The following is a 21,099-nucleotide window of genomic DNA, read 5'->3' as shown; positions in this document are numbered from 1 at the left end:
CGATTCGCGGCTCTCACAATTTTGAATACCATATTTATTTCAGTCGGTAAAATATTTACTCTACAAGAAAGCGGCAATTTCAAATAGATTGGGCCAACGGCAAGATTCGCGAGGATAAGATGCTGAAAAGCAAAGCCTCTCTGGTTTCATTGGAGCAAAGAAACACAACCCGTCTGCGGGTGTTGGAGCATATTCGAGCGCAAGGATCCGTCTCGCGGATCGATATAGCATCCGCTTTGCAAACCAGCCCGGCCACCGTCACCGCAGCAACAGCCGATCTTATTTCCGCCGGGTTGATCAAGGAAACCGAAGGCGAGGCGCAGCCCGGTTCCGGCAAAAGAGGCAGGCCCAGGGTTTTGCTGCAACTGGACGGGCAATCCCACCTTGTGGCGGGTCTGAAAGTCGCGCGGCAAGTGATTTCAGTTATTCTGGTCGACTTTGAAGGCAACGAAGTAACATCGCACAAACAGCCGCTGGAACACGCCCGAATGACACCGGCGGAATTCGTAGAGGCAGTGTGCAAAGCCCTTCGGGAAACCTGCAGGCAGATTGGAGGCACGCTCGACAATCTGGCCGGTGTTTCCATTGGCGTGGCAGGTCTTGTCGATGCAAAACGGAACTTTGTGCACTGGTCGTCTTCGATCACCGACCGGAACATTGATTTCAATCTATTGCTGTCGAAGGAAATCCCCTGCCCGGTCTTTGTGGACAACGACGCCAATCTTGTCGCCAAAGCCGAACAGCTGTTTGGGCTGGGCAAGGGGCTGAAAAACTTTCTGGTTGTGACGATCGAGCATGGTGTCGGTCTGGGAATTGTTCTGGACGGAAAACTCTACCGCGGAGAACGCGGCTGCGGTGCGGAATTCGGTCACACCAAGGTTCACCTCGACGGGGCGCTGTGCCAATGCGGCCAACGTGGATGTCTTGAGGCTTATGTCGGGGATTATGCCCTGATACGCGAAATGACCGTGACAGGCCACGACAGTGAGATGGAGAGCGTGTCCGACATCTATGATCGCGCCAGTTCCGGGGATGAAAGGGCTGCGTCGGTGCTTGCCCGCGCTGGTCAGATGTTCGGCCTTGGGGTGTCAAATCTGATCAACCTGTATGACCCTGAATGTATCATCGTGTCCGGCACCCAAATGAGCTTTGAACATCTCTGCTCAGACCAGGTGATGAACCGCATCCGAAACGGCGTTGTCAGTGTCGATGCCCCCCTGCCGGAACTCAAAGTCCACGATTGGGGCGATCTGATGTGGGCCAAGGGCGCAGCCGCCTATGGGATCGAACAAATCTCAATCCTCAAAGTGCAGGAGCTTACGGCCCATGCGTCCTGAACCGCTGGTCTTTTTGGTTCTGGCCAGTGGGGCTTACGCCGAGGTGCCTTCCCCTGAATTCCAGCGCATCGACGTCCCGGCCCATGTCTACGATGGCGGATGGGAGCATTTTGTCGGCGGCGGCGTCGCGGTTTTCGATTGCAACGGTGACACGCTGCCCGAGTTGTTTGTTGCAGGTGGATCAAATCGATCCCAAATGTTCAAGAATACCTCAGGCGACACGATTTCCTTTCGGGCCGAAACACCCGATCAGTTGTCGCTGACCGGGGTTTCCGGTGCTTATCCCTTGGACGTTGACAGCGACGGCTTGATGGATCTGGCAATTCTGCGCGTTGGCGCAGACCTGCTTTTGCAAGGCCTGCCAGATTGCCAGTTCAAGCCCTTTGACAACCTTGGTTTTCTGTCCGCCGACCACTGGACCACCGGCTTCTCGGCCACTTGGGAAGACGGGCAAGACTTGCCCACTTTGGCCTTTGGAACCTATGTTGATCGATCCGATCCGGACGGTCCGTTCGAGGCCTGCGGGCCGACCCTGCTCTATCGACCCGAAGGGCACAGCTACGGGCAACCGCAACATCTTGAACCCGGCTATTGTTCCCTGTCCATACTGTTCTCGGATTGGGCACGAACGGGGCGTGCGGATCTTCGTGTCAGCAATGACCGCCACTATTATGTGCGCAACGGGCAAGAGCAGCTTTGGGCCATGGAACCGGTGCCCCGCCTGTACACGCCCGAGGACGGCTGGATGCCCTATTCGATCTGGGGCATGGGGATCGCCTCGCGCGATCTGACGGGGGACGGCTTTCCCGAGGTTTACCTGACCTCCATGGGCGATCAGAAGCTGCAGGTGTTTGACCCAACCGCCCAAGGCCCAACGTGGCGCGATGCCACTTATGACAAGGGAACGACGGCCCACAGACCTCATGTCGGCGATGATGGCAGGCCGTCGACCGGGTGGCACGCGCAGTTTGGCGACGTCAACAACGACGGCCGCGACGACATTTTCGTTGCCAAGGGCAATGTAGAACAAATGCCGGATGCCGCTTTGAACGATCCCAACAACCTGCTTGTGCAGACACCCCATGGGCAATTCGCTGAGACCTCGGCTGAGGCGGGCGTTGCTTCAATGGCAAAGTCCCGCGGTGCGGCAGTTGCCGATCTGAACAATGACGGGCGGCTTGATCTGGTGGTCGTCAATCGAGGCTCGGAACTGGAAGTCAGCCAGAACATTTCGCGCGCTGGCTACTGGCTGTTGCTTGGCGTTTCTCAGGATATATCCAACCGCTTTGCAGTTGGTGGATTTGTCGAAATAAAAACTCCGGCAGGGGTTCAAACCCGCGAAATAACGATTGGTGGCGGTCATGCAGGGGGCATCGCAGGGTTCCATCATTTTGGTCTGGGCAATGAAAGCGACGCGCAAGTTCGAGTCATTTGGCCAGACGGAAAAACGGGCGAATGGCAGAGGGTCAGCGCCAACCAAATCGTCCGGATTTCCCGTTGATCATTGATCCACTGGCAGGCCACTTGGAACTTGAGAGGGCACCCCCAACCGCTTTGCCGGGTCTTCAAGACTTGCCAGAAAACTGAGAAGAGCGTCGATCTCCTGATCTGTCAGAGATTGCGGCGGCAGGCTGTTGCTTTCCGCGATCTCGCCTATGTGTTGCCGATCCAATAGCGGGCTCTGATCATCAGCACCGGGGAATTCCGGCAACAGGGCCATTTCAATCGTGTAGTTCTGCAAAGATGCAACCGGGTCCAAATGGTGGCGCACCATATCCTCGAGCCGGGCGAAGGCACCGTTATGTCCGTAGGGCGCGGTCAATGTCACGTTGCGCAGCGATGGCGTGCGAAACGCAAATGCATCTTCCGGGTTACCTGTGACGCGAAAACGCCCATCATCGCGCACATGACTTTCAAACCGCGCGGATTTTCCCGGCCCGATCTGCGGCACTGCAATCGAATGGAAGCCGTGATCTGTCTGGAACCAACCTGAATGGCAGGTACTGCACCCGGCCTTGCCATAGAACAGGCCCATGCCGATTTCGGCGTCTTCCGGCAATTCACCTTCGCCTCTCATCGCACGGTCAAAGGGGCTGTTATCCGCGCGCCACTCGAACGCGATGAAATCTGCAATCGCGTTGGCAATGGCAGTAAACGTAATCTCGGCATCCGGGGCGATGTCGCCAAACCTCTGCCGGTATTCCGGAATGGCCGCAACACGGGCGGCTATCAAATCCCACGCGCCGTCTTGCTGGGTCAAAAGACCCAGTCGAACCGCCTTGCTGACATCATTTTCCGAGTAATGACCCGCCATTTCATCTGGCGAAAGCACCGGGAACATGGCTTGCGCCGCCAAGGCGGATTGAAAGCCGGGCCGCATATGCGTGCCCAGCGGCGTTCTGATCCCGTTCGGTTGCGTGGGGTCCGCCTCAAGCCGCCCATCGTGGAAAAACGTTGTAAACTCCGTCGCGCCGAGGTTCCAAAGCCCCGGTGAGTTTCTGGGAATACGTTGCTCAGGCGTGTTCTCGGGATCCAGCCTGCGTTCGGGACCCAGACCAAGCCCCCCTTCCCCGGTGCCAAGGGACAGGCCGTCTGATGTACCAAGATCGGGATGGTGACAGGTTGCGCAGCTGATGTTCTTGTTGCCGGACAAAATCGGGTCGTAGAAAAGCAGCTGCCCCAGTTCGACGCTGTTTAAATCAGGCTCGAGGAATTCGGGCCGATCACCAAGGTTCTGGGCACTTGTGCTGCCTGCGCTTGAGATCAATACGCAAAGAACCGGAAAGAGCCACCTAACCTTCATCACGACCCTCTGAGATCTCAAGGGTAAGCACCTGGCGGTACGGGCTTTCGGGCGTATGGATAATCGAAGGAAAGGACGGGATGTTCAGGGCGTTTGGGTATCCCGAAGGTTCGATGCACAGACCGGGCGATGCATATGGCGGCTTTGCCAGATTGGCACCTGAATAGACCTGCGCACCGGGCTGGTCGGAATAGGCTGTCAGCGTCAGGGCGGACGGCGCGGTAAATACAGCCACCGGCGCGTTCGGGTCACGATCCTGATCGAAGCAGAAATAATGGTCGATCCCCTTTGACGCCTGTCTGATCGGACTTGGTGCCGAAAAATCCAGTTCGCTGCCAACGGTCGAACACAGTCGACCAGTAGGAACTCCCTGCTCATCGATTTCCAGATATCGGCTTGAAGCAAGTTCCAATCGATGTGCGGCAACGCCTTTGAAGCCACCTAAAGTGTAGTAGTTGTGTTGCGTGACACTGATGGGCGTCGGAAGGTCAGGATGTGCCGTGATTGTATAGATCAATCGCGGAAACCGCAGGGTGACGCGGACCTCGAACCTGACATCGCCGGGGAACCCGCCTTCCCCATCACGTGACTGATGGCTCAGCACAGCCTCGTTTGGTGCCGTCTGCGCAAGGGCCCAGAACTGCCGGGACAGTCCCTGTGCGCCACCGTGAAGAGTATTGCTGCCTTCATTGGCGCTCAGGTCGTAACTGCGACCCGCCAATTCAAACCGGGCACCGCCGATCCGGTTCGCGACGCGCCCAATGATTGCGCCCATGAAACTTGTATCCGAGAAATACGCGGCAGGGTCATCGAACCCAAGCACAAGTGACGTGTCCTTGTACCACCACCCTTGCGTGATCGCCCCGTAGTTCAGAACCGTGACCCGCATGTCACCATCCGACAACATGGCCGTTTCGATCCGAGAGCGCGTTCCCGCATCAGGTGTCATCTTGCAGCCAACGGCGCCAACGCCTTGTAGAATTGCCGGTATCGCCCGTATTCACGTTCATACATGTCGATCAGGTCGCTGCGCGGATCGATACGATCCTCGATTTCAGGCGGCGTCATAACCTCGGCTGGCGCGGCGCTGTTGACGGCGCAGATGGCAAGGCGCGCGGCCCCCATTGCGGCACCGAACTCGCTGCCCCTGGGCAGGTCCAGCGGCACTTGCAAGACGGTGGCCAATGTCTCCAACCAGAACCGGGATCGCGCGCCTCCGCCCACTGCCATCAGACTGCTTGGTCTTGTCCCCGTGCGTTTCAGGGCCTCAAGGCAATCCCTCATCGCAAAGGCAACGCCTTCCACGACGGATTGCGTCAGATCAACGGGCTCCGAGGCGACATCCACGCCCAAGAACGCGCCCCTGATGTGGCTATCGTTATGCGGTGTCCGTTCGCCCGACAAATAGGGCAGGAACGTAACCGACGACGGGCCCGACACCGCGCGAGGCAAGGCCGCAACCAGTTTTTCAACAGGCTGGCCCAGGTTCCGCGACAACCAGTTCATGCTGTTCGTGGCAGACAGGATGACGCCCATTTGCATCCACTTGTCAGGTACGGCGTGACAAAAGCAATGCACTGCCGTTTCCGGCGCAGGGGCGTAACCATCCCGCGCAACAAGCAAAACGCCCGACGTTCCCAGCGAGACAAACCCCGTGCCGTCCCGAATGCTGCCAATGCCACAAGCCGCAGCCGCGTTGTCACCTGCCCCTCCGGCCACGATCACATCGCCGGAAAGCCCCCATTCCTGTCGCAATGCAGCCTTCAACGCGCCGCCCGGATCGCTGCCTTCAACCAATCGAGGCATCTGATCGGCGCGCATATGACCCAATGCAAGCGCTGTTTCCGACCACCGCCGGGTTCCAACATCCAACCAGGATGTTCCGGCACTGTCTGACACGTCCGAAATGTATTCGCCCGTCAGCCAATACCGCAAATAGTCTTTCGGAAGCAAAACCTTGGCTGTCTTCGCAAACACATCGGGCTCGTGCGAACGCACCCACTCCAGCTTTGGCGCTGTAAAACCCGGGAAGACAATGTTACCCGAGATCGCGCGCATGTCCTGTGCCTGATCCAGCACTGCCGCCTCTTCGGCTGAACGCGTGTCATTCCAGAGGATACAGGGCCGCAACACGCGACCGTCCGCATCCAGAAGTGTCGCGCCGTGCATATGTCCGCTCAGGCCAATTCCACGCAGTTCGGAAAACGCCTGTGCATCACGCGCGCGGAGTTCGGTGACAACCTTTTTGCACGCATCGACCCAATCTGACGGAGTCTGCTCGGACCACCCGGGTTTGGGCGTTGCGGTCGAAATGCTGACTTCGGCGGCACATAAGACGAGACCGGCGTCATCCACCAGAATCCCTCTGAGACCGGACGTTCCCAAATCCAACCCAAGGTACATTCGGCATTATCCCACATTATTATTTTAGTTGGTAAAATTAATTGTAGCAGAAATCTTGTCAAGGTGCCTCGAAAGATACGACTTTCCCATCCTGAAAAAGCCGCTATCGGCGAACACCTCTCATGTGTCCAACGGAAAGTCGCAGTTTCAATTGCTGTGACGCGGACGAGAACAGACTGTTTTCAGTATGGTCATGCTGCATTCACAAATTGAGCCGCCATTTTGTAATTTAAACCGGCCTTCCGGTTTCAGTTAAGTGTGAGTTGGGGCAAACCAAAATCTCCCTTTGGTTGTGCATTTCCGCCACAGCACTTCCGTCAAAAAAGCTTAACGTCGCGATCAGATTGACTAATTAGATCAATGAACTAATGGTGCCCTCATATTACGTGATTTGAGGCTATTGCTATTAATGGACCCTGCTACTTCGCCATTAGGCATACATCTTATAGCGGATTTTTTCGATTCAACTGCGCTTTATGATCCTACCCCGGCTCAAGACGCTTTGACGCGCGCGGCACTGGCTGCCAAGGCCCAAGTTCTCAGCGTCGAGACCCATGATTTCGGACAGCGTGCCGGCTTTACCGGCGTGGCGTTGCTGGCCGAGTCCCATATCTCGGTCCACACCTGGCCCGAGCATGGCTATGCCGCCATCGACATCTTCATGTGCGGCGACGCCGAGCCGCAGCGCAGCCTGGATGTGCTGAAGTCCTTTTTCCGCCCGCAACGCGTCGAAGTGCAGTCTATCCAGCGCGGTCTGATCGGCCAAACCGTACCGCGGCTGGCGGTGGCGGGTTGCTGAAGGGCGAATGAAAGAACTGCGCAGATGCCCGGTCACGATCTCTCTTATCCTGTGCGCGATCTGCGTCTACTTGCTGTTCGGTCCGGTGCGCTATTCGGGGCCGGTCCTGAGCTTGCCCGACCATCTGGTGTTCGTGATCCGGCATGGGGATCTGAACCATCTGACGCTCAATTGCCTGATGATCCTTGTGGGCGGTTCCCTGACCGAACCCCGGTTAGGCAGCATCGCAACCGCAGGTCTGGCGGTTCTGAGCACGCTTGCCGGAACGGTGGCAGAGTTCGCACTGGCCGGGCCGGGATTTGTTGGGTTGTCGAGCGTTTCCTACGCCCTCGTCGCCTATGGCGTGGTTGCATCGCGCCCGGCAGCGCAGCGTGTCTGGGCGCTGGCGCTGATCTGCGGACTGCTGACGGCCGAGTTTCTGTATCTGCGGTCTCAGATCGCGGTTTTCACCCATATTGTATCCGCGTTGATCGGAGGAGGTCTTGCCGTGTTTAACGCCCTGTTCGGCTCGAAAGGTCCGACGCTCAAACCTATGGAATGGCGGCATGTTTCACCTGCCGTTCAAATCATCGCCCAGACCGACGAGGATGACGCGCTTGAGGCTGAAGGCACGTTTGTCAACGAAGGCACCGACAACATGTTTGTGTTGCTGGATCGGGGCAACGTGCTGGGGCTGATCGGCTACAGCGTCGACGAAGACGTGCCCGATGTCGCGTGGCTGTCCTGGACCTATCTGGATCAGGCCCATACCGGCAAAGGTCTGGGCGGGCAGATGCTGAACGACTTGTTGGGCAAGCTGGCGCAGCTGCACATCCGCAAGATTTTCATCGAAACCAGCGACTATGAAGAGTTCGGCAAAAAGATCTATGCCGCCGCACACAAACTGTATGAAGAGTTCGGCGCTTCGGTCGAGCTGACTGTGCCCAGATATCACAGCCCCAAAGAGGCGAAGATCGTCTATGGGCTGGACAATCCCGATGCGCCCGACCTGCCGCCCGCGCCTCTGGCCTCGACCACGGGCCTGTCTGTCATTGACCTGCATAAAGCTGCCGAAACCGATGATATCGCGGGTCTGCGCTGGCGTGAAGCCGGGACCGGGCTGGCCGGGCTGGATCAGCAGCTATCGCTTGCGCGCACGCAGAAATACCGCATGGCGGTTCTGGCTGTCCCCTCTGACCTGTCCGATGCCCACGCGGATGAATTGCAGGCGCATGGGATGACGAAATGCGGCGAACTGAATGAGTTCTACGGCAAGGACCTGCACCAGGTGTGGTGGTCCTGCCCCCTGGGTGAAACCTGAAAACACTGACTAAACTCGATAGGAGATTTCATGTTTGGAAAACTAAAACTGATTGCCATTTTGGGCTTTCTCGGCTTCGTCGGCTACACGATGTTCCTGGCCCCCAAATCCGAACAAACCGCCGATCTTGGGCAGGTTCTGGACCGGACCGAATTTGCGATCAATCAGTATCAGGAATACCTGACAGCCAACAGCATCGCCGAAGCCTCGGACGAGCAAGTGGATGAATTCACAATATATCTGACGCAGGTCATGAACTCGGAACCGCGCTTTTATGACAAACCGCTGGGTCTGGAGATTCTGTCCGACGCCAAATTCTCGGGCTATGCGGATCCGAACAGCAACGGTATTCGCGACTCGGACGAGGGTGAGGTTTTCACCATCGAGATCGACGAGGCCAACAACCGTCTGATCGCCACCGACACCGCCGGTGAGTCCGCGGGCCTGCGTTTCTCGGGCGCTGGCTTTCTGGCGGGTGCGCTGATTGGCAACCTGATCAGCCGTCAGCGTTCGGCCGGGATCAGCGCGTCCAGCTTCAACAATCGCAGCGTGACACCGCGCACCAGCTATTCGGCCCCGCGCAGCGCCCGCGCCGGTGGTTTGCGCGCCGGTAAATAAGCGCCGCGCCTACCCGAACCCCAACTTTGGCCCGGCGCGCTGATCGCGCCGGGCTTTCCAGTTTTCCGGATTTCACTATGACCGACACACTGACACCGCGTTACACCGACCTGCCGCGCCGGCAGGCGATGGTTCTGCTTGGCGCGATCCTTGTTGTTGCCCTGTGCGGCATCGTCTACGAACTGATCATTGGGACGGTGTCCAGCTACCTGCTGGGCAACTCGGTCTATCAGTTTTCGCTGACCATCGGCTTTTTCATGTTTGCCATGGGGGTCGGGTCGTATGTCTCGCGCTTTTTCCACGGCAACCTGATCCAGACCTTTATCTGGGTCGAACTGATCCTGGCCCTGATCGGCGGCCTTTGCAGCGTGTCGCTGTTCATGCTCTTTCCATATGCGCCGTGGTTTTACACGGTCGGCATGTTCACCTTTATCTCATCCATCGGGTTTCTGGTCGGGCTGGAGATTCCGCTGCTGATGCGTGTCCTGTCCGAAAGCAGCACGACGCGGGAATCCATCGCCGACGTGCTTTCGCTGGACTATGTCGGCGCGCTGTGCGGGTCGGTTCTGTTTCCGATCCTGCTGCTGCCGTCGCTTGGGCTGATCTCGTCCTCGTTTGCCATTGGCCTGACCAATGCCATGGTCGCGTTGTTAAGCGTGCTGTGCCTGCGCGATCAACTGGACACGCCCAAACGGATGCTGGGCTGCGCCATCGGGACCATTGTCCTGCTGTTCGCGCTGACCCTGCTGGCCGGACGGATCACAGCGTTCGCGCAGGATCACCTGTATTTTGACCGCATCGTCTGGCGCAAGCAGTCGCAATATCAGTCGCTGGTGGTCACCAACACCTGGCAGAAAAACGATGTCCGCCTTTATATCGACGGCCATCTGCAATTCGCCGAAACGGATGAGTATCGCTATCACGAAGCCCTGGTCCATCCTGCCCTGTCCTGGGGTGAGACCGCCCCCAAATCCGTGCTGGTTCTGGGCGGAGGCGACGGGCTTGCCGTGCGTGAGATCCTGAAATACCCAACCGTATCGCGCATCGATCTGGTGGATCTCGACCCGGCGATGACCGATCTGGGGCGCAATCTGGCCCCCATCGCGCGCCTGAACGAAAACAGCATGGAGGCGTCGGCCCTGCACGTGCACAACACCGACGCGTTCAACTATGTCAAATCCACCGACCAGACCTATGACCGGATCATAATCGATTTCCCCGATCCCCATAACGAGGCGCTGTCAAAGCTCTATTCGGTCGAATTCTACGCCATGGTCCAAAGCATCCTGACCGAAGACGGCGTGCTGGTGACCCAAAGCAGCTCACCTTTCTTTTCGCCTCATACCTACTGGACGATTTCCAGAACCTTGTCCGAGATTTTCCCGCAGGTCGTGACGTACCAGATGTCGATCCCGTCCTTTGGCGTCTGGGGATACAACCTTGCCGCCAATGACCCGAACTCGACGCTGGGCCAGCTTCCGGACGGTCTGCGCTTTGTCACGCCCGATGTTTTTGCCGCCGCGCGGGTGTTTTCCGAGGACCTTCTTCCCAAGCGCGAACTGGCGGTCAATTCCATCTTTGATCCGGCCATTTATCACGAATATTCGCGCGACGTTTCGGGGTATTGATCCCTTCGTGACGCCGGGCGGAGGGCCCGCTTTTGCGGGGGTCGTTTCAGAACTGAATGTTCTGGACCGAATTACCTGTAAAATTTGATGGTCGCACTCTTATGGATACGCGGACCGAATGGGTTCAGTTTCGTTGGGCCGTGACGTGTAACCATCCGGTACAATGGCTGTCTTACGCCCGCTTAGCAGAGCAAACCCAAATCGCGAAACATTGCCCGGCGAATTCATCGATATTCCGATCACTGAATATATTTGCTACCTTAACGCTATTGGTGACGCCGCCAACCTAGGCGATCAGTTCCGAGGGGCCAGCAATGGGAAGATTTCTTGCAGTCGTGACATGCGTCCTTGGGCTGGCCACACCGCGTGCATCATACGCCTGCGCAGTGTGTATTGAGTTGCCGGATGCATCTTTGGCTGATCAAATTCTATCCGCGGAAGTCATCGTGCTGGCGGGTCCGGCATCAGACAATCCTTTCAAGTTCGAGGCGCAAAAAGTTCTCAAAGGGGATAACGAAAAGCTTAAATCCGCACCGGACATTCCTTTTTTGATCGACAGCGTTACACGGCGGTCGTTCCGCTCGGATCCCACGCGAACCGTTTTGCTGACCTATGGACCGACCTACAAGGATACTACCGGTCGCAGTTTTTCGCGGCATTGGAGGCGTTTGTTTATTCTGACCCCCGAAAGACACGACTTTCTGGAAGACCTTCGTACCTTCGGTCGGCTTTGGGCCTACGGAGAAACGGATAATCCCGACAGGGTTTTGTTCTTTGCCCGGTATTTGGGGCACTCGGATCATGTGTTGCACAACATGGCTCTGGTTGAAATCGGCCGCGCGCCCTACGCGCTTGTGCGCCCGTTGAGCGACAGAGTTCCCGCAAGCTTAATTCTACAGGAATTCAGCGACATAAACCGCTTCGCATACAGATCCGCCGCCATTCGTTTGCTCGGGTTGCAATCCGATCCCCAGGCGCGCTCGTTTGTGCGCGCGCGATATGTTCGTTCGCTGGAATCGGGGGGGCTGAATTCTTTCGAGTGGGCTCTTGCTGGAATAGAAGCGGACCAAGCGATTGCGATCAGCGCCATTGGCGCGGCCCTTCAAGATCCTGGCAAGACAAAAGAACACAAAAAGGCGTTGATCCGGGCTTTGGCCGAAGCGGGCACCCTACAATCAGAGTACAAGCCAAAAATCGTTCAGATTTTTTCTGCTGCTCTGGAAAATGACCCCGAGCTTTTGGTTCAAATCGCTGTCGCAACGCGAAATTGGGGTGAAACTGCGCTGCATCAACAGTTTGAAGCTTTAGCCGCTTTGGAAGAAACGGACCTCGCAACGCAGTTTGTTCTCAATATGGTTTTGGAAGCTGATTTACCGGCAGATTGATTTGGGTCTGTTCATGCCTCGCCGGTGCTGCACGTCTACGCTCAGGCTTTGGTGCCAGAGCCGACCAAGTAGTCAGCACTTGGCGCACGAAGGAACACGCCTGCATTGCTCAGACCAGCGTTCTGGAAGGCTTCAAGCACACCGGAAAGAAAAACCTCACAGAAACCAAAACACCATGATATAAACAAAATCGAATATAAACAGATTGCGAAAATTCTACTTCTTCGCAGGTTTTTTCGATGTGGGAGGTCCCAATGCTTCGGTTATCCGTTTGTTTTGTCGCTTTGATGTTGGCACCGGCAAGTGTTCTTTCTGACGCCGTGCCCAGCGAACAGGCGGCAGAAGGTTTATTTCAGGATCAGCCGTATTCCCCATATGCCGAACGCTCGTTCCCTGAACGTCCGCTTTGGGGGGACACCCATCTTCACACCGGGCTTTCGCTGGACGCCGGAGCCTTTGGGAACACTCTGCTACCAGATGAAGCCTGGCGTTTCGCAAAGGGCGAGCAGGTCATTTCGTCGACAGGTCAAGCTGTCAGATTGGCACGACCTCTGGATTGGATGGTTCTTACGGATCACACAGACCTGATGGGGTTTGCGCCGGACCTTCAAGCCGGAAAACCCGGCGTTATTGCTGATCCAAAAGGGCTAGAGTGGTACGAAGGCTATAAAGCTGGCGGGGAAGAGGCCGGGAAAACGGCCTTCGATATTATCACCAATTTCTCGCAAATGACTTTGCCGGAAATTCTTCTGGAATCCTACAGCCCCGGCGCAGACGCTTTTGCGTTTACTTGGGAACATATCGTTCTGGCGGCCGAGCGGCATAATGACCCTGGCAACTTTACCGCCTTCATCGGGTTCGAATGGACCTCGGTTCCCAAGGGTTTCAATCTGCACCGGAACGTCATGCTGCGTGACGGCCCGATCCGGGCCTTGCAAATGGTTCCCCCGGTCACGCAGCCCCCTTACGGCGATACGGACCCCAAATCGCTCTATGCCTGGCTTGAGGAGTATCAGGAAAAAACCGGGGGCCGCGCAGTTGCCTTTGCGCATAACGGCAACCTGTCGAACGGATGGATGTTCCCGACCGAGGATACGTATCACGGCGGCAAGGTTGACGAGGAATACGTCGCAGCCCGCGCCAAATGGGAACCTCACTATGAGGTTACGCAGATCAAAGGTGACGGCGAAGCCCACCCCTTCCTGAGCCCGGATGACGAATTTGCGGATTACGAAAACTGGGACGTCGGCAACCTCGACATAACCGAATTGAAAACCGATGACATGTTGGCCGGAGAATACGCCCGTGAGGCACTGAAACGCGGTTTGATGCTGGAGGAGAAATTCGGCGTTAACCCCTATAAATTTGGCATGGGCGGTGCGACGGACAGCCATACCTCTCTTGCCACAGCCGAAGAAGACAACTTCTTTGGCAAATCCGTCAGCGTTGAGCCCTCGGCCTCGCGTATCAAGCACCCGTTTATTGCCAATGATCTGGGTGAGATTCCCGGTGATCTGCTTGTCGCATCCGGCTATACGGCTGTTTGGGCGACCGAAAATACACGTGCTGCGATTTTTGACGCATTCAAGCGGCGTGAAACCTACGCGACCACGGGGCCCCGGATCGGTCTGCGGTTCTTTGGTGGGTGGGATTTCAGTGACGCTGATGTCGAAACCCGCTTTCTGGCAGATGTTGGCTATACCAAAGGTGTTCCGATGGGGTCGGACCTGCGCCCCCGCGAAGGGGACGGCGCGCCATCCTTCCTGATCGCCGCTTTGCGCGACCCGATCGGGGCAAATCTGGATCGTGTGCAAGTCATTAAAGGCTGGCTTGATGCCGAAGGTGCCTTGCAGGAAAAGGTCTATGATGTTGCGTGGTCAGACAACCGTGTTGCAGATGATAGCGGCAAGATCCCCGCGGTGGGGAACACGGTGGATGTGGATACCGCCAGCTGGACCAATACAATCGGAACCGCCGAACTGGTCACGGTCTGGTCTGACCCTGATTTCGACCCGAACGCGCGGGCCTTCTACTACGTGCGGGCGATCGAAATCCCGACCCCGCGTTGGGTGCTGTACGACAAGCTAAGGTTCGGCTCCGAACTTCCCGAGGATGCAGTGCTCACGCATCAGGAACGCGCGTATTCGTCCCCGATTTGGTATACGCCGGCCGAGTGATCCGCTGCGTAGTGCAGATCTGCGAACCGAGGTCGTGATCGCGACCTCGGTGGGCACGGCCAGCCCCTGAATCGACAGCCGTCCATCACCTTGCAAAATCCAACCCTCTGATGCCAGCATCGAGACGTAGAACCAGATCACGTTTTACGAGGAGCCTTCATGCGAATACTGAAAGAACCTCTGTTCCACTTCTTCCTGATTGGAGCGGCCATTTTCGGTTGGTTCCATATTGTTGCGCCAGAGGACCAGACGGCGGAAACCACCGAGACGATTGCAATCGACGAAGAAGATGTCGCGGCTTTGTCCTCTCGGTTCAAAGCCAGATGGAAACGCCCACCAAACGATACTGAGCTTCAGTCTTTGGTCGATGCATCCATCCGCGAAGAGGTTCTGGTCAGGGAGGCAAGGAAACTGGGGCTGGATCGCGGAGATACCGTGATCAGGTCTCGGTTAAGCCAAAAGATGGATTTCCTGACCGAAGCAATCGCCATGTCGGTTGTTCCGAAAGATGAAGATTTACAGGCATTTGTCGACCAAAACCCGGGCCGCTATGCAACGCCTGACAAGGTTGCCTTCACGCACGTCTTTCTGGGGGAAAGGCCAAGCGAGGCAGAAATTGAAACTGCTTTGGCCACGCTGCCTGAGACCGACGACATCTCGGCTTTCGGGACCTCAACGCTGCTGCCCGCTTCGATGCCGTTGACCGCGACAAAGGTCATCGACTCGGTCTTTGGGACAGGGTTTTCCACGGGGCTACTACAGGCCGAAACAGGCCGCTGGACGGGGCCTGTCCAATCCGGTTACGGGACGCATCTTGTGCAGGTGATTGCCGTTGAACCGAGCCAGACACCGCCGCTGGCCGACATTCGCGATGCGGTGCTTCGGGACTGGCGTCGCGCCACAAGCGAAGACATGGCCCGGGCGCAATACGAGACGCTTGCCGCCAGCTACGAGATTGTAACCCCCGATCTTTCAGGCTTGGCGAAATGAGACCCCTGATCTGCCTATTGTTTGCGATGTCGCTGTCATGGCTGGGTGGCAACGTCACAGCCCATGCCCTTGACCCGGGATACTTGGAAATGCGGCAGATCGCGCCGGACACCTGGGCTGTTCATTGGCGAAAACCCGATGTGAATGGTCAACCGATGGCGATCGAGCCCGTATTGCCGGAAACCTGTGTTCCGGCCCGTGGGCCAGGTCCCGTCTTCGACAGCCGGGCCTGGGTTTCATCCTGGATCACGGAATGCCCCAAGGGCATGGCAGGTGAATTCATCGCCATTGAGGGTCTGGAAAGGCAGTTGAATGACGTATTGGTACGTTTGCACCCGACGGTATCCGAACCTGTGACGCTTCGACTAACCCCTGATGCGCCCGTTCAGGGAATTCCCTCCGATCAAACGACGTGGTCTGTGTTCGTGGCATATTTCCAGTTGGGATTTGAACATATTCTGGAAGGCTGGGATCACCTGCTGTTTGTCTTGGCGCTGTTCATTCTGGTTCGCGATCCTTGGCGGTTGGTCGGCGCCGTGACAGCTTTCACCCTTGCGCATTCCATAACTTTGGCGCTGGCGACTTTTGGCGTGCTGAGCATTCCCGGCCCTCCGGTTGAAGCCGTTATCGCGCTGTCTATCGTCTTTCTGGCTATGGAGATCGTAAAAGGCAGCGAAGGTGGATTCCGGCTTTCGAACCAAAAGCCCTGGATTGTCTGTTTCGGGTTCGGGCTTTTGCATGGGCTGGGTTTTGCAGGGGCTTTGGCCGACATTGGGCTGCCCGCGAACGATATTCCTGCGGCGTTGTTTGCGTTCAACCTGGGTGTTGAAGCCGGTCAGCTGAGTTTCGTCGGCGCTCTGGCTCTTATGGTTGCTGTCTGGCGGCTGATCGCGCGCCCGGTTGGCCAGAGGGCAACAGTGATTGCCGCCTATTGTATCGGCTCGGTGTCGATGTATTGGCTCATTGAACGAACCAGCGGGTTTTAACTGATCCGCGGCGTTGCTCTTCCAGAGAGTGCCGCAGTATGTGAACGCGCAAAAAGGCAATCATTCAGGTCAAATACAGCCCGAAGGCGATCAATCGGCGGGTCGGTCCGGCAATCCGGCAGTCCGCAAATCGTCGATAAAGCGATCCGGAATGCCCTGATCCCGGAATTTGCCCTTAAGACTGTGGCGTTGATCCTCAATCGTATAGCCAGGTTGATTTTCCAACAGCGTGTCTATCGAGGCTTTGGCCTCGTCCAGCCGCCCCAACCGGACATACAGCGCCGCCTGTGTTCGGCGCGCCAGATTGGGAATGTTTGTCATCCGATCGATCGCGTCTAACCCGGCTTCATACTCACCGGTGAAATACTGCGCCCAAGCGAGGCTCCACAGATACCAGTCCGGATGATGGGGATTCAGCCGGATCGCGGTTTGAAGCCTTTCGACGGCCTCGGTCGCGCGGCCAAGATATACCAGCGTTTCGACCGAGCCCGCCAGCACACCCGCCGAGTTCGGATTAAGCGCTATGGCGCGGTCGTACTCTCTTTCGGATTGCTCAAGATCGTTGGCCTGCATAAACGCGTGCGCAAGAACCCAGTGCGCCAGAGAACTGTCGGGATCAAGTTCAACAGCTTTGCGAGCCGCCGCAAAGGCGAGGTCCAGAGCTTGGTCTCGTGGCCGGTCAGCACACCATCCCCACCGATCACAATTGATATGCACCCAGGCAAGGCTGAAATATGCAACGGAATAGTCGGGGTCCAGTTTGATAGCCTCTTCAGCCAACCGCTTGGCATCTTGATTACCAGCCGGCGTGAATTTGAAACGTTCGGCGCGGCTTAGATAAACAAGTTCATACGCTCCGTGGCTTTGAGTGGACTGGCGCAGCAATCGGTCGAATTCGGCAAGATCAAGGTTCTGTTCCAGCGTTGCAACAATTGTTCGGGTAATTTCATCCTGCAGCGCAAAGATATCCGTCAAATCGCGATCATAGGTTTCAGTCCAAATTGCATTGCCAGCCGCCGCGTCAATAAGGGTTGCATTCACGCGAAGCTTGTCGCCGAACTTTTGCTGGCTGCCTTCCAGTACGTACCGAACGCCAAGTTCTTTGGCGATTTCACGAATATCTGCCGATTTGTCTCGGTAAAAGAAGCTCGAGTTTCGGGCGATGACAAAAAACTCGGGGAACCGGGAAAGCTTGGCAATGATCTCTTCACTGATTGCGTCGCTAAGGTAGCCCTTGTCGGCACCCTGACTTACGTCGCTGAACGGCAGCACGGCAATCGAAGGCTTGTCCGGCAGTGGATGTTCCATTTCTGCCGTTGCTACCGGCTGAAAATCCGGTGTTATGAAACGCCAAGCGACAAATCCGGCGACAAGAGCCAAAGCAAAAAAGGCAATGGCAGCCGTCCGCACGGCAAAGGGTTTTCGGTCAGGTTTTGCGGTTTTGACCGAAGATACTAGCTTTGCCGCTTTCTCGTTCAGGTCCAGGCGAAACACCGGAACAGGCTGTTCGATATTCTTGACCGTGATCCCGCCCAGATCCTCGAAATCCAGATCCAGTTTTCCGCGGACCTGACTGAAGACGTTGCGGTGAACGCAGACTCCGCCGGCTTGGGCGAGGCTCTCGATCCTTGCAGCCAGGTTTACACCGTCGCCGAAAATGTCCCCGCTCTCATCAATCACGTCACCGACGTTGATGCCGATACGAAATTCTATTCGGTCGCCAACGGGAACGTCCGAATTCCTATCGGACATGGCGCACTGTATTTCGACGGCAAATCGGACCGCATCGACAACGCTGGCAAATTCCATCAACGCACCGTCGCCCATCAGCTTGATCGTTCGCCCGCCATACTGAACGGCCTTTGGATCAATTAATTCCGAGCGATGCGCTTTGAGCGCGTTTAGTGTTCCCGTCTCGTTTTTTCCCATGAGGCGGGAATAGCCCACTACATCGATTGCAAGTATGACCGTGAGTCGACGTTTCACCATGGGCCTCCCTTAGTGCAGGTTAAGGAAGAACGATAAGGAATTCCACTTTGCCCAACGGTCTTAGAAATGCAGGGCTTCATAGCGTAGTTGTTTCGGGGTCACGCGGCCTTAGCGACAGCCTGTCACTCACGGCCGAGGTCAGCAACTGAAGGATCCTATCAGCAATCAGCTGTCAGGTTCGGGCGGATTCGAATTCAGACCACGCGGTTTCGAAAGCTTCAAAATCAAATCCCGGCTGGCTGGCCGCGTCCAGGACAATGCGCTCGGTCGTCAGCAGCTTTTGGATCGCGGCTTCCAGTTGGCCCGCGACGTCTTCGGGCACCACCAGCGCGCCGTGACGGTCAGCATGGATCAGATCGCCGGGATTGACCTTCAGGCCAAAAACCGAGACCGGAGTGTCGAGCTCGCGCACATGGACAAAGCCGTGGCTTGGGCCGACCGACCCGGCAACCACCGGGAAGCCTTGCGGAAGATCGCCGAGGTCACGCATCACCCCGTTGGTCAGCGCCCCCGAAAGGCCGAAACCTTTGTGGACCGTCGTGTTGATCTCGCCCCAATAGGCACCGATGCAATCGGGGTAGTCCAGATCCTCGATCACCGCGACGGACGGCGACGGTGCTTCGGCCATGTATCTGTAATAGGCCATGCGCCGCGCCCTGATGGTCTCGGGCGGTTCGGCGGGCGGATTGACGGCGGCGATTTTTGCAGTCCGTGCGTACCCCACAATAGGTGGTTCTTCGGGGGCCGAGCAGTGCATGGTGCCGCGCGTGAAACGGTCGAAACCGCGCTGGCCTTGTGCCACTTCGATGGCATTGCAGACCGTGGGGGTATCAACCTTGCGAAGCAAAGACAAAAGGGACGGTTTCATAGGTTCTCCAACCAGCGCGAGATTGCGGCTGTGGTTTCATCGGGTTTTTCGAGGGTGGGCAGATGGCCTGCGCCGGAAATGATTTCGAGCGTGCTGTTAGCCAGAAGGCGGTGCATCAGTTCATGGCGTTCTACGGGGCAAAGCCCGTCATCCTGACCGCACAGAACCAGAGTTTTGCCTGCATAGGCAGACAGGGTATCGCATTGATCAGGGCGATCCATCAGGGCCCGCGATTGACGCAGAAATACGTCCGGCCCCAGATCGGTCGCCATCGCCATGCACAGGTCAAGAACGGCCCCCTGCCTTGGTCCGTCTGCCAGATAGTTGGGCTTCATTTCGTCCCGCATGACGTGCCACAAGCGCCCTTCGCGCACAGCAGTCATCTGGGGTGCGCGGCGGGCCTTTACCTCGGGGGTTTCAGCAAGCGGGTTGGTATCGAGCAGCGCAAGGTGCGACACGCGTTCAGGGGCCTGACGCACCACCTCCATCGCGACAATCCCACCCATCGAAAGGCCCAAAAGCGCAAAAACAGGCGGCGCGTTTCTCATAATGTCTGCCGCCAGAACTTGGACGCTGTCATGCTGGCCAAGTGGAAAGGTCATTACCGGCATTCGACCCGACAGCGCCTGAATCTGCGGGCCGAAAAGGCGCGCATCGCACATCATGCCGGGCAACAGGATCAACGGAGTCATGATGCGGTCAACTTGGCCCCGTCTGACAACGCCGCCAGCTTGGCATAAGCGATCTGAGGATCAACCGCGCCAAAGCCCGCAAATGTGCCAAAGCCGCAATCGCTGCCGGCGATGACACGATCCACGCCCACGATCCCGGTGAACCGTTCGATCCGTTGGGCCACAAGTTCGGGATGTTCAACGAAATTGGTGGTGGTATCGACCACGCCCGGCACCAGAATCTTGTCATCTGGAATCTCGACCTTGCGATCCTGAAACACCGTCCACTCATGCGCGTGGCGGGGGTTTGACGTTTCGAACAGGACATAGCGCGATTTGGTCGCCATCAGGGTGCTGAACACCTTGTCCATCGCAATATCGCAGCAATGCGGGCCTTCGTAATTACCCCAACAGATATGCACGCGAACTTTCTCGGCAGGCACGTTCTGCAGCGCGTGGTTCAGGGCCTCGACATGCATGTTGGCGATCATGACGAACTCGTCATCAGACAGATCGGTGAACAGCATATGCCGGGACAGTGCCAGATCCGGGCAATCCAGCTGAAGGTCCAGACCTGCCGCCACGATGGTTTCGTATTCTTCCTTCATGGCATCGGCCAACGCGGCCAGATACGCCTCGCGCGTGGGGTAGAAATCATTCTGCAGGAACAGCGAAATGACACCGGGCGAGGCCGCATTCATAAAACCCCGTTCGGCCCTGTGTTGCGCCATGGCGGCTTTGAGGTTGGCGATGTCCTTCTCCAGCTCACCCTGCCCTTTTGAGCGAACCTCATCCGTGCACATGGGCCGCGCATATTGCGGCGTGCCACCATCATCTGCCAAGCGTTGCAAGAAACCCGGAAACATCTTCAGATCCGCAGGCGCATTGCGCGGGCTGTCACCCGAAAAGCCGGTGTAGCGGTCTTTGACATAAGTTGCGTAGGAGATTTTCGAGGTCTCCCCATCGCTGACAATATCGACCCCGGCTTCAACCTGTTTGCGCACCGTCTCGGACACGGCATCCGCCATACAGGCGTCAAAGGCCCCCGCGTCGTAGGGTTCATTGTTTTCACGGGCGAAGATGAAATCCACGACCTCCTGCGTGCGGGGCAGAGACCCGACATGGGTGGTTTTTACGGTCATTGG

The 21,099-nt window shown here is 57.0% G+C and carries 17 protein-coding genes; 10 read left to right on the top strand and 7 right to left on the bottom strand.

Annotation, left to right across the window (positions count from 1 at the left end):
- The first annotated feature begins 119 nt into the window (after positions 1-119).
- Together ACR0C9_RS00455 and ACR0C9_RS00450 are read left to right on the top strand one after the other, a co-directional pair.
- Positions 120-1,337 (top strand): ROK family transcriptional regulator, encoded by a 1,218-nt coding sequence (locus tag ACR0C9_RS00455; protein ID WP_170452846.1) that lies wholly within the window; start codon positions 120-122, stop codon positions 1,335-1,337.
- Positions 1,327-2,838: a CRTAC1 family protein gene (locus tag ACR0C9_RS00450; RefSeq protein WP_480780136.1), complete on the top strand. Its 1,512-nt coding sequence runs from the start codon at positions 1,327-1,329 to the stop codon at positions 2,836-2,838. The genes ACR0C9_RS00455 and ACR0C9_RS00450 overlap by 11 nt, the downstream gene beginning before the upstream one ends.
- Here ACR0C9_RS00450 and ACR0C9_RS00445 read toward each other — a convergent pair whose 3' ends face one another.
- Genes ACR0C9_RS00445 through xylB form a run of 3 tightly spaced genes read right to left on the bottom strand, consistent with a single transcriptional unit; the run spans position 2,839 to position 6,543 of the window.
- On the bottom strand, positions 2,839-4,140 hold the full coding sequence (locus ACR0C9_RS00445) for a cytochrome-c peroxidase (protein WP_480780135.1): 1,302 nt from the start codon (positions 4,138-4,140) through the stop codon (positions 2,839-2,841).
- Positions 4,130-5,089 (bottom strand): aldose epimerase family protein, encoded by a 960-nt coding sequence (locus tag ACR0C9_RS00440; RefSeq protein ID WP_170622773.1) that lies wholly within the window; start codon positions 5,087-5,089, stop codon positions 4,130-4,132. The genes ACR0C9_RS00445 and ACR0C9_RS00440 overlap by 11 nt, the downstream gene beginning before the upstream one ends.
- Complete coding sequence (gene xylB, locus ACR0C9_RS00435; protein ID WP_480780134.1) at positions 5,086-6,543, bottom strand: xylulokinase; 1,458 nt, start codon at positions 6,541-6,543, stop codon at positions 5,086-5,088. The genes ACR0C9_RS00440 and xylB overlap by 4 nt, the downstream gene beginning before the upstream one ends.
- Before the next feature lie 409 nt (positions 6,544-6,952).
- Between xylB and speD the strand changes: the two genes are divergently transcribed.
- From speD to ACR0C9_RS00395, 8 genes are all read left to right on the top strand, one after another.
- Complete coding sequence (speD, locus tag ACR0C9_RS00430; protein ID WP_480780133.1) at positions 6,953-7,342, top strand: adenosylmethionine decarboxylase; 390 nt, start codon at positions 6,953-6,955, stop codon at positions 7,340-7,342.
- 7 nt (positions 7,343-7,349) lie between these two features.
- Positions 7,350-8,642 (top strand): GNAT family N-acetyltransferase, encoded by a 1,293-nt coding sequence (locus tag ACR0C9_RS00425; protein ID WP_480780132.1) that lies wholly within the window; start codon positions 7,350-7,352, stop codon positions 8,640-8,642.
- A gap of 30 nt (positions 8,643-8,672) precedes the next feature.
- On the top strand, positions 8,673-9,260 hold the full coding sequence (locus tag ACR0C9_RS00420) for a hypothetical protein (protein ID WP_170452882.1): 588 nt from the start codon (positions 8,673-8,675) through the stop codon (positions 9,258-9,260).
- Positions 9,261-9,337: 77 nt separating this feature from the next.
- Positions 9,338-10,888, top strand: a complete 1,551-nt coding sequence (locus ACR0C9_RS00415) for a polyamine aminopropyltransferase (RefSeq protein WP_480780131.1) — start codon at positions 9,338-9,340, stop codon at positions 10,886-10,888.
- Positions 10,889-11,202: 314 nt separating this feature from the next.
- Positions 11,203-12,273 (top strand): hypothetical protein, encoded by a 1,071-nt coding sequence (locus ACR0C9_RS00410; RefSeq protein WP_480707696.1) that lies wholly within the window; start codon positions 11,203-11,205, stop codon positions 12,271-12,273.
- 254 nt (positions 12,274-12,527) lie between these two features.
- On the top strand, positions 12,528-14,450 hold the full coding sequence (locus tag ACR0C9_RS00405) for a DUF3604 domain-containing protein (protein WP_480780130.1): 1,923 nt from the start codon (positions 12,528-12,530) through the stop codon (positions 14,448-14,450).
- Positions 14,451-14,609: 159 nt separating this feature from the next.
- Positions 14,610-15,440: a peptidyl-prolyl cis-trans isomerase gene (locus ACR0C9_RS00400; RefSeq protein WP_480780129.1), complete on the top strand. Its 831-nt coding sequence runs from the start codon at positions 14,610-14,612 to the stop codon at positions 15,438-15,440.
- Positions 15,437-16,426, top strand: a complete 990-nt coding sequence (locus ACR0C9_RS00395; RefSeq protein WP_480780128.1) for a HupE/UreJ family protein — start codon at positions 15,437-15,439, stop codon at positions 16,424-16,426. Before ACR0C9_RS00400 ends, ACR0C9_RS00395 begins: the two co-directional genes overlap by 4 nt.
- A gap of 90 nt (positions 16,427-16,516) precedes the next feature.
- Here ACR0C9_RS00395 and ACR0C9_RS00390 read toward each other — a convergent pair whose 3' ends face one another.
- The 4 genes from ACR0C9_RS00390 to ACR0C9_RS00375 all read right to left on the bottom strand — a co-directional run bounded on the left by ACR0C9_RS00390 (position 16,517) and on the right by ACR0C9_RS00375 (position 21,096).
- Positions 16,517-18,412 (bottom strand): adenylate/guanylate cyclase domain-containing protein, encoded by a 1,896-nt coding sequence (locus ACR0C9_RS00390; RefSeq protein ID WP_480780127.1) that lies wholly within the window; start codon positions 18,410-18,412, stop codon positions 16,517-16,519.
- Positions 18,413-18,587: 175 nt separating this feature from the next.
- Entirely contained in the window at positions 18,588-19,283 is a 696-nt protein-coding gene (locus tag ACR0C9_RS00385; protein WP_170452900.1) for an RraA family protein, read from the bottom strand.
- Positions 19,280-19,975: an alpha/beta fold hydrolase gene (locus tag ACR0C9_RS00380; protein ID WP_480780126.1), complete on the bottom strand. Its 696-nt coding sequence runs from the start codon at positions 19,973-19,975 to the stop codon at positions 19,280-19,282. The genes ACR0C9_RS00385 and ACR0C9_RS00380 overlap by 4 nt, the downstream gene beginning before the upstream one ends.
- Positions 19,972-21,096, bottom strand: a complete 1,125-nt coding sequence (locus tag ACR0C9_RS00375; RefSeq protein ID WP_480780125.1) for a cobalamin-independent methionine synthase II family protein — start codon at positions 21,094-21,096, stop codon at positions 19,972-19,974. Before ACR0C9_RS00375 ends, ACR0C9_RS00380 begins: the two co-directional genes overlap by 4 nt.
- Between the last annotated feature and the right edge of the window lie 3 nt (positions 21,097-21,099).

It is taken from the genome of Ruegeria sp. C12, assembly GCF_056537745.1.
Note: the sequence above shows the minus strand (reverse complement) of the source record. Positions and strands in the feature narration are given on the sequence as shown.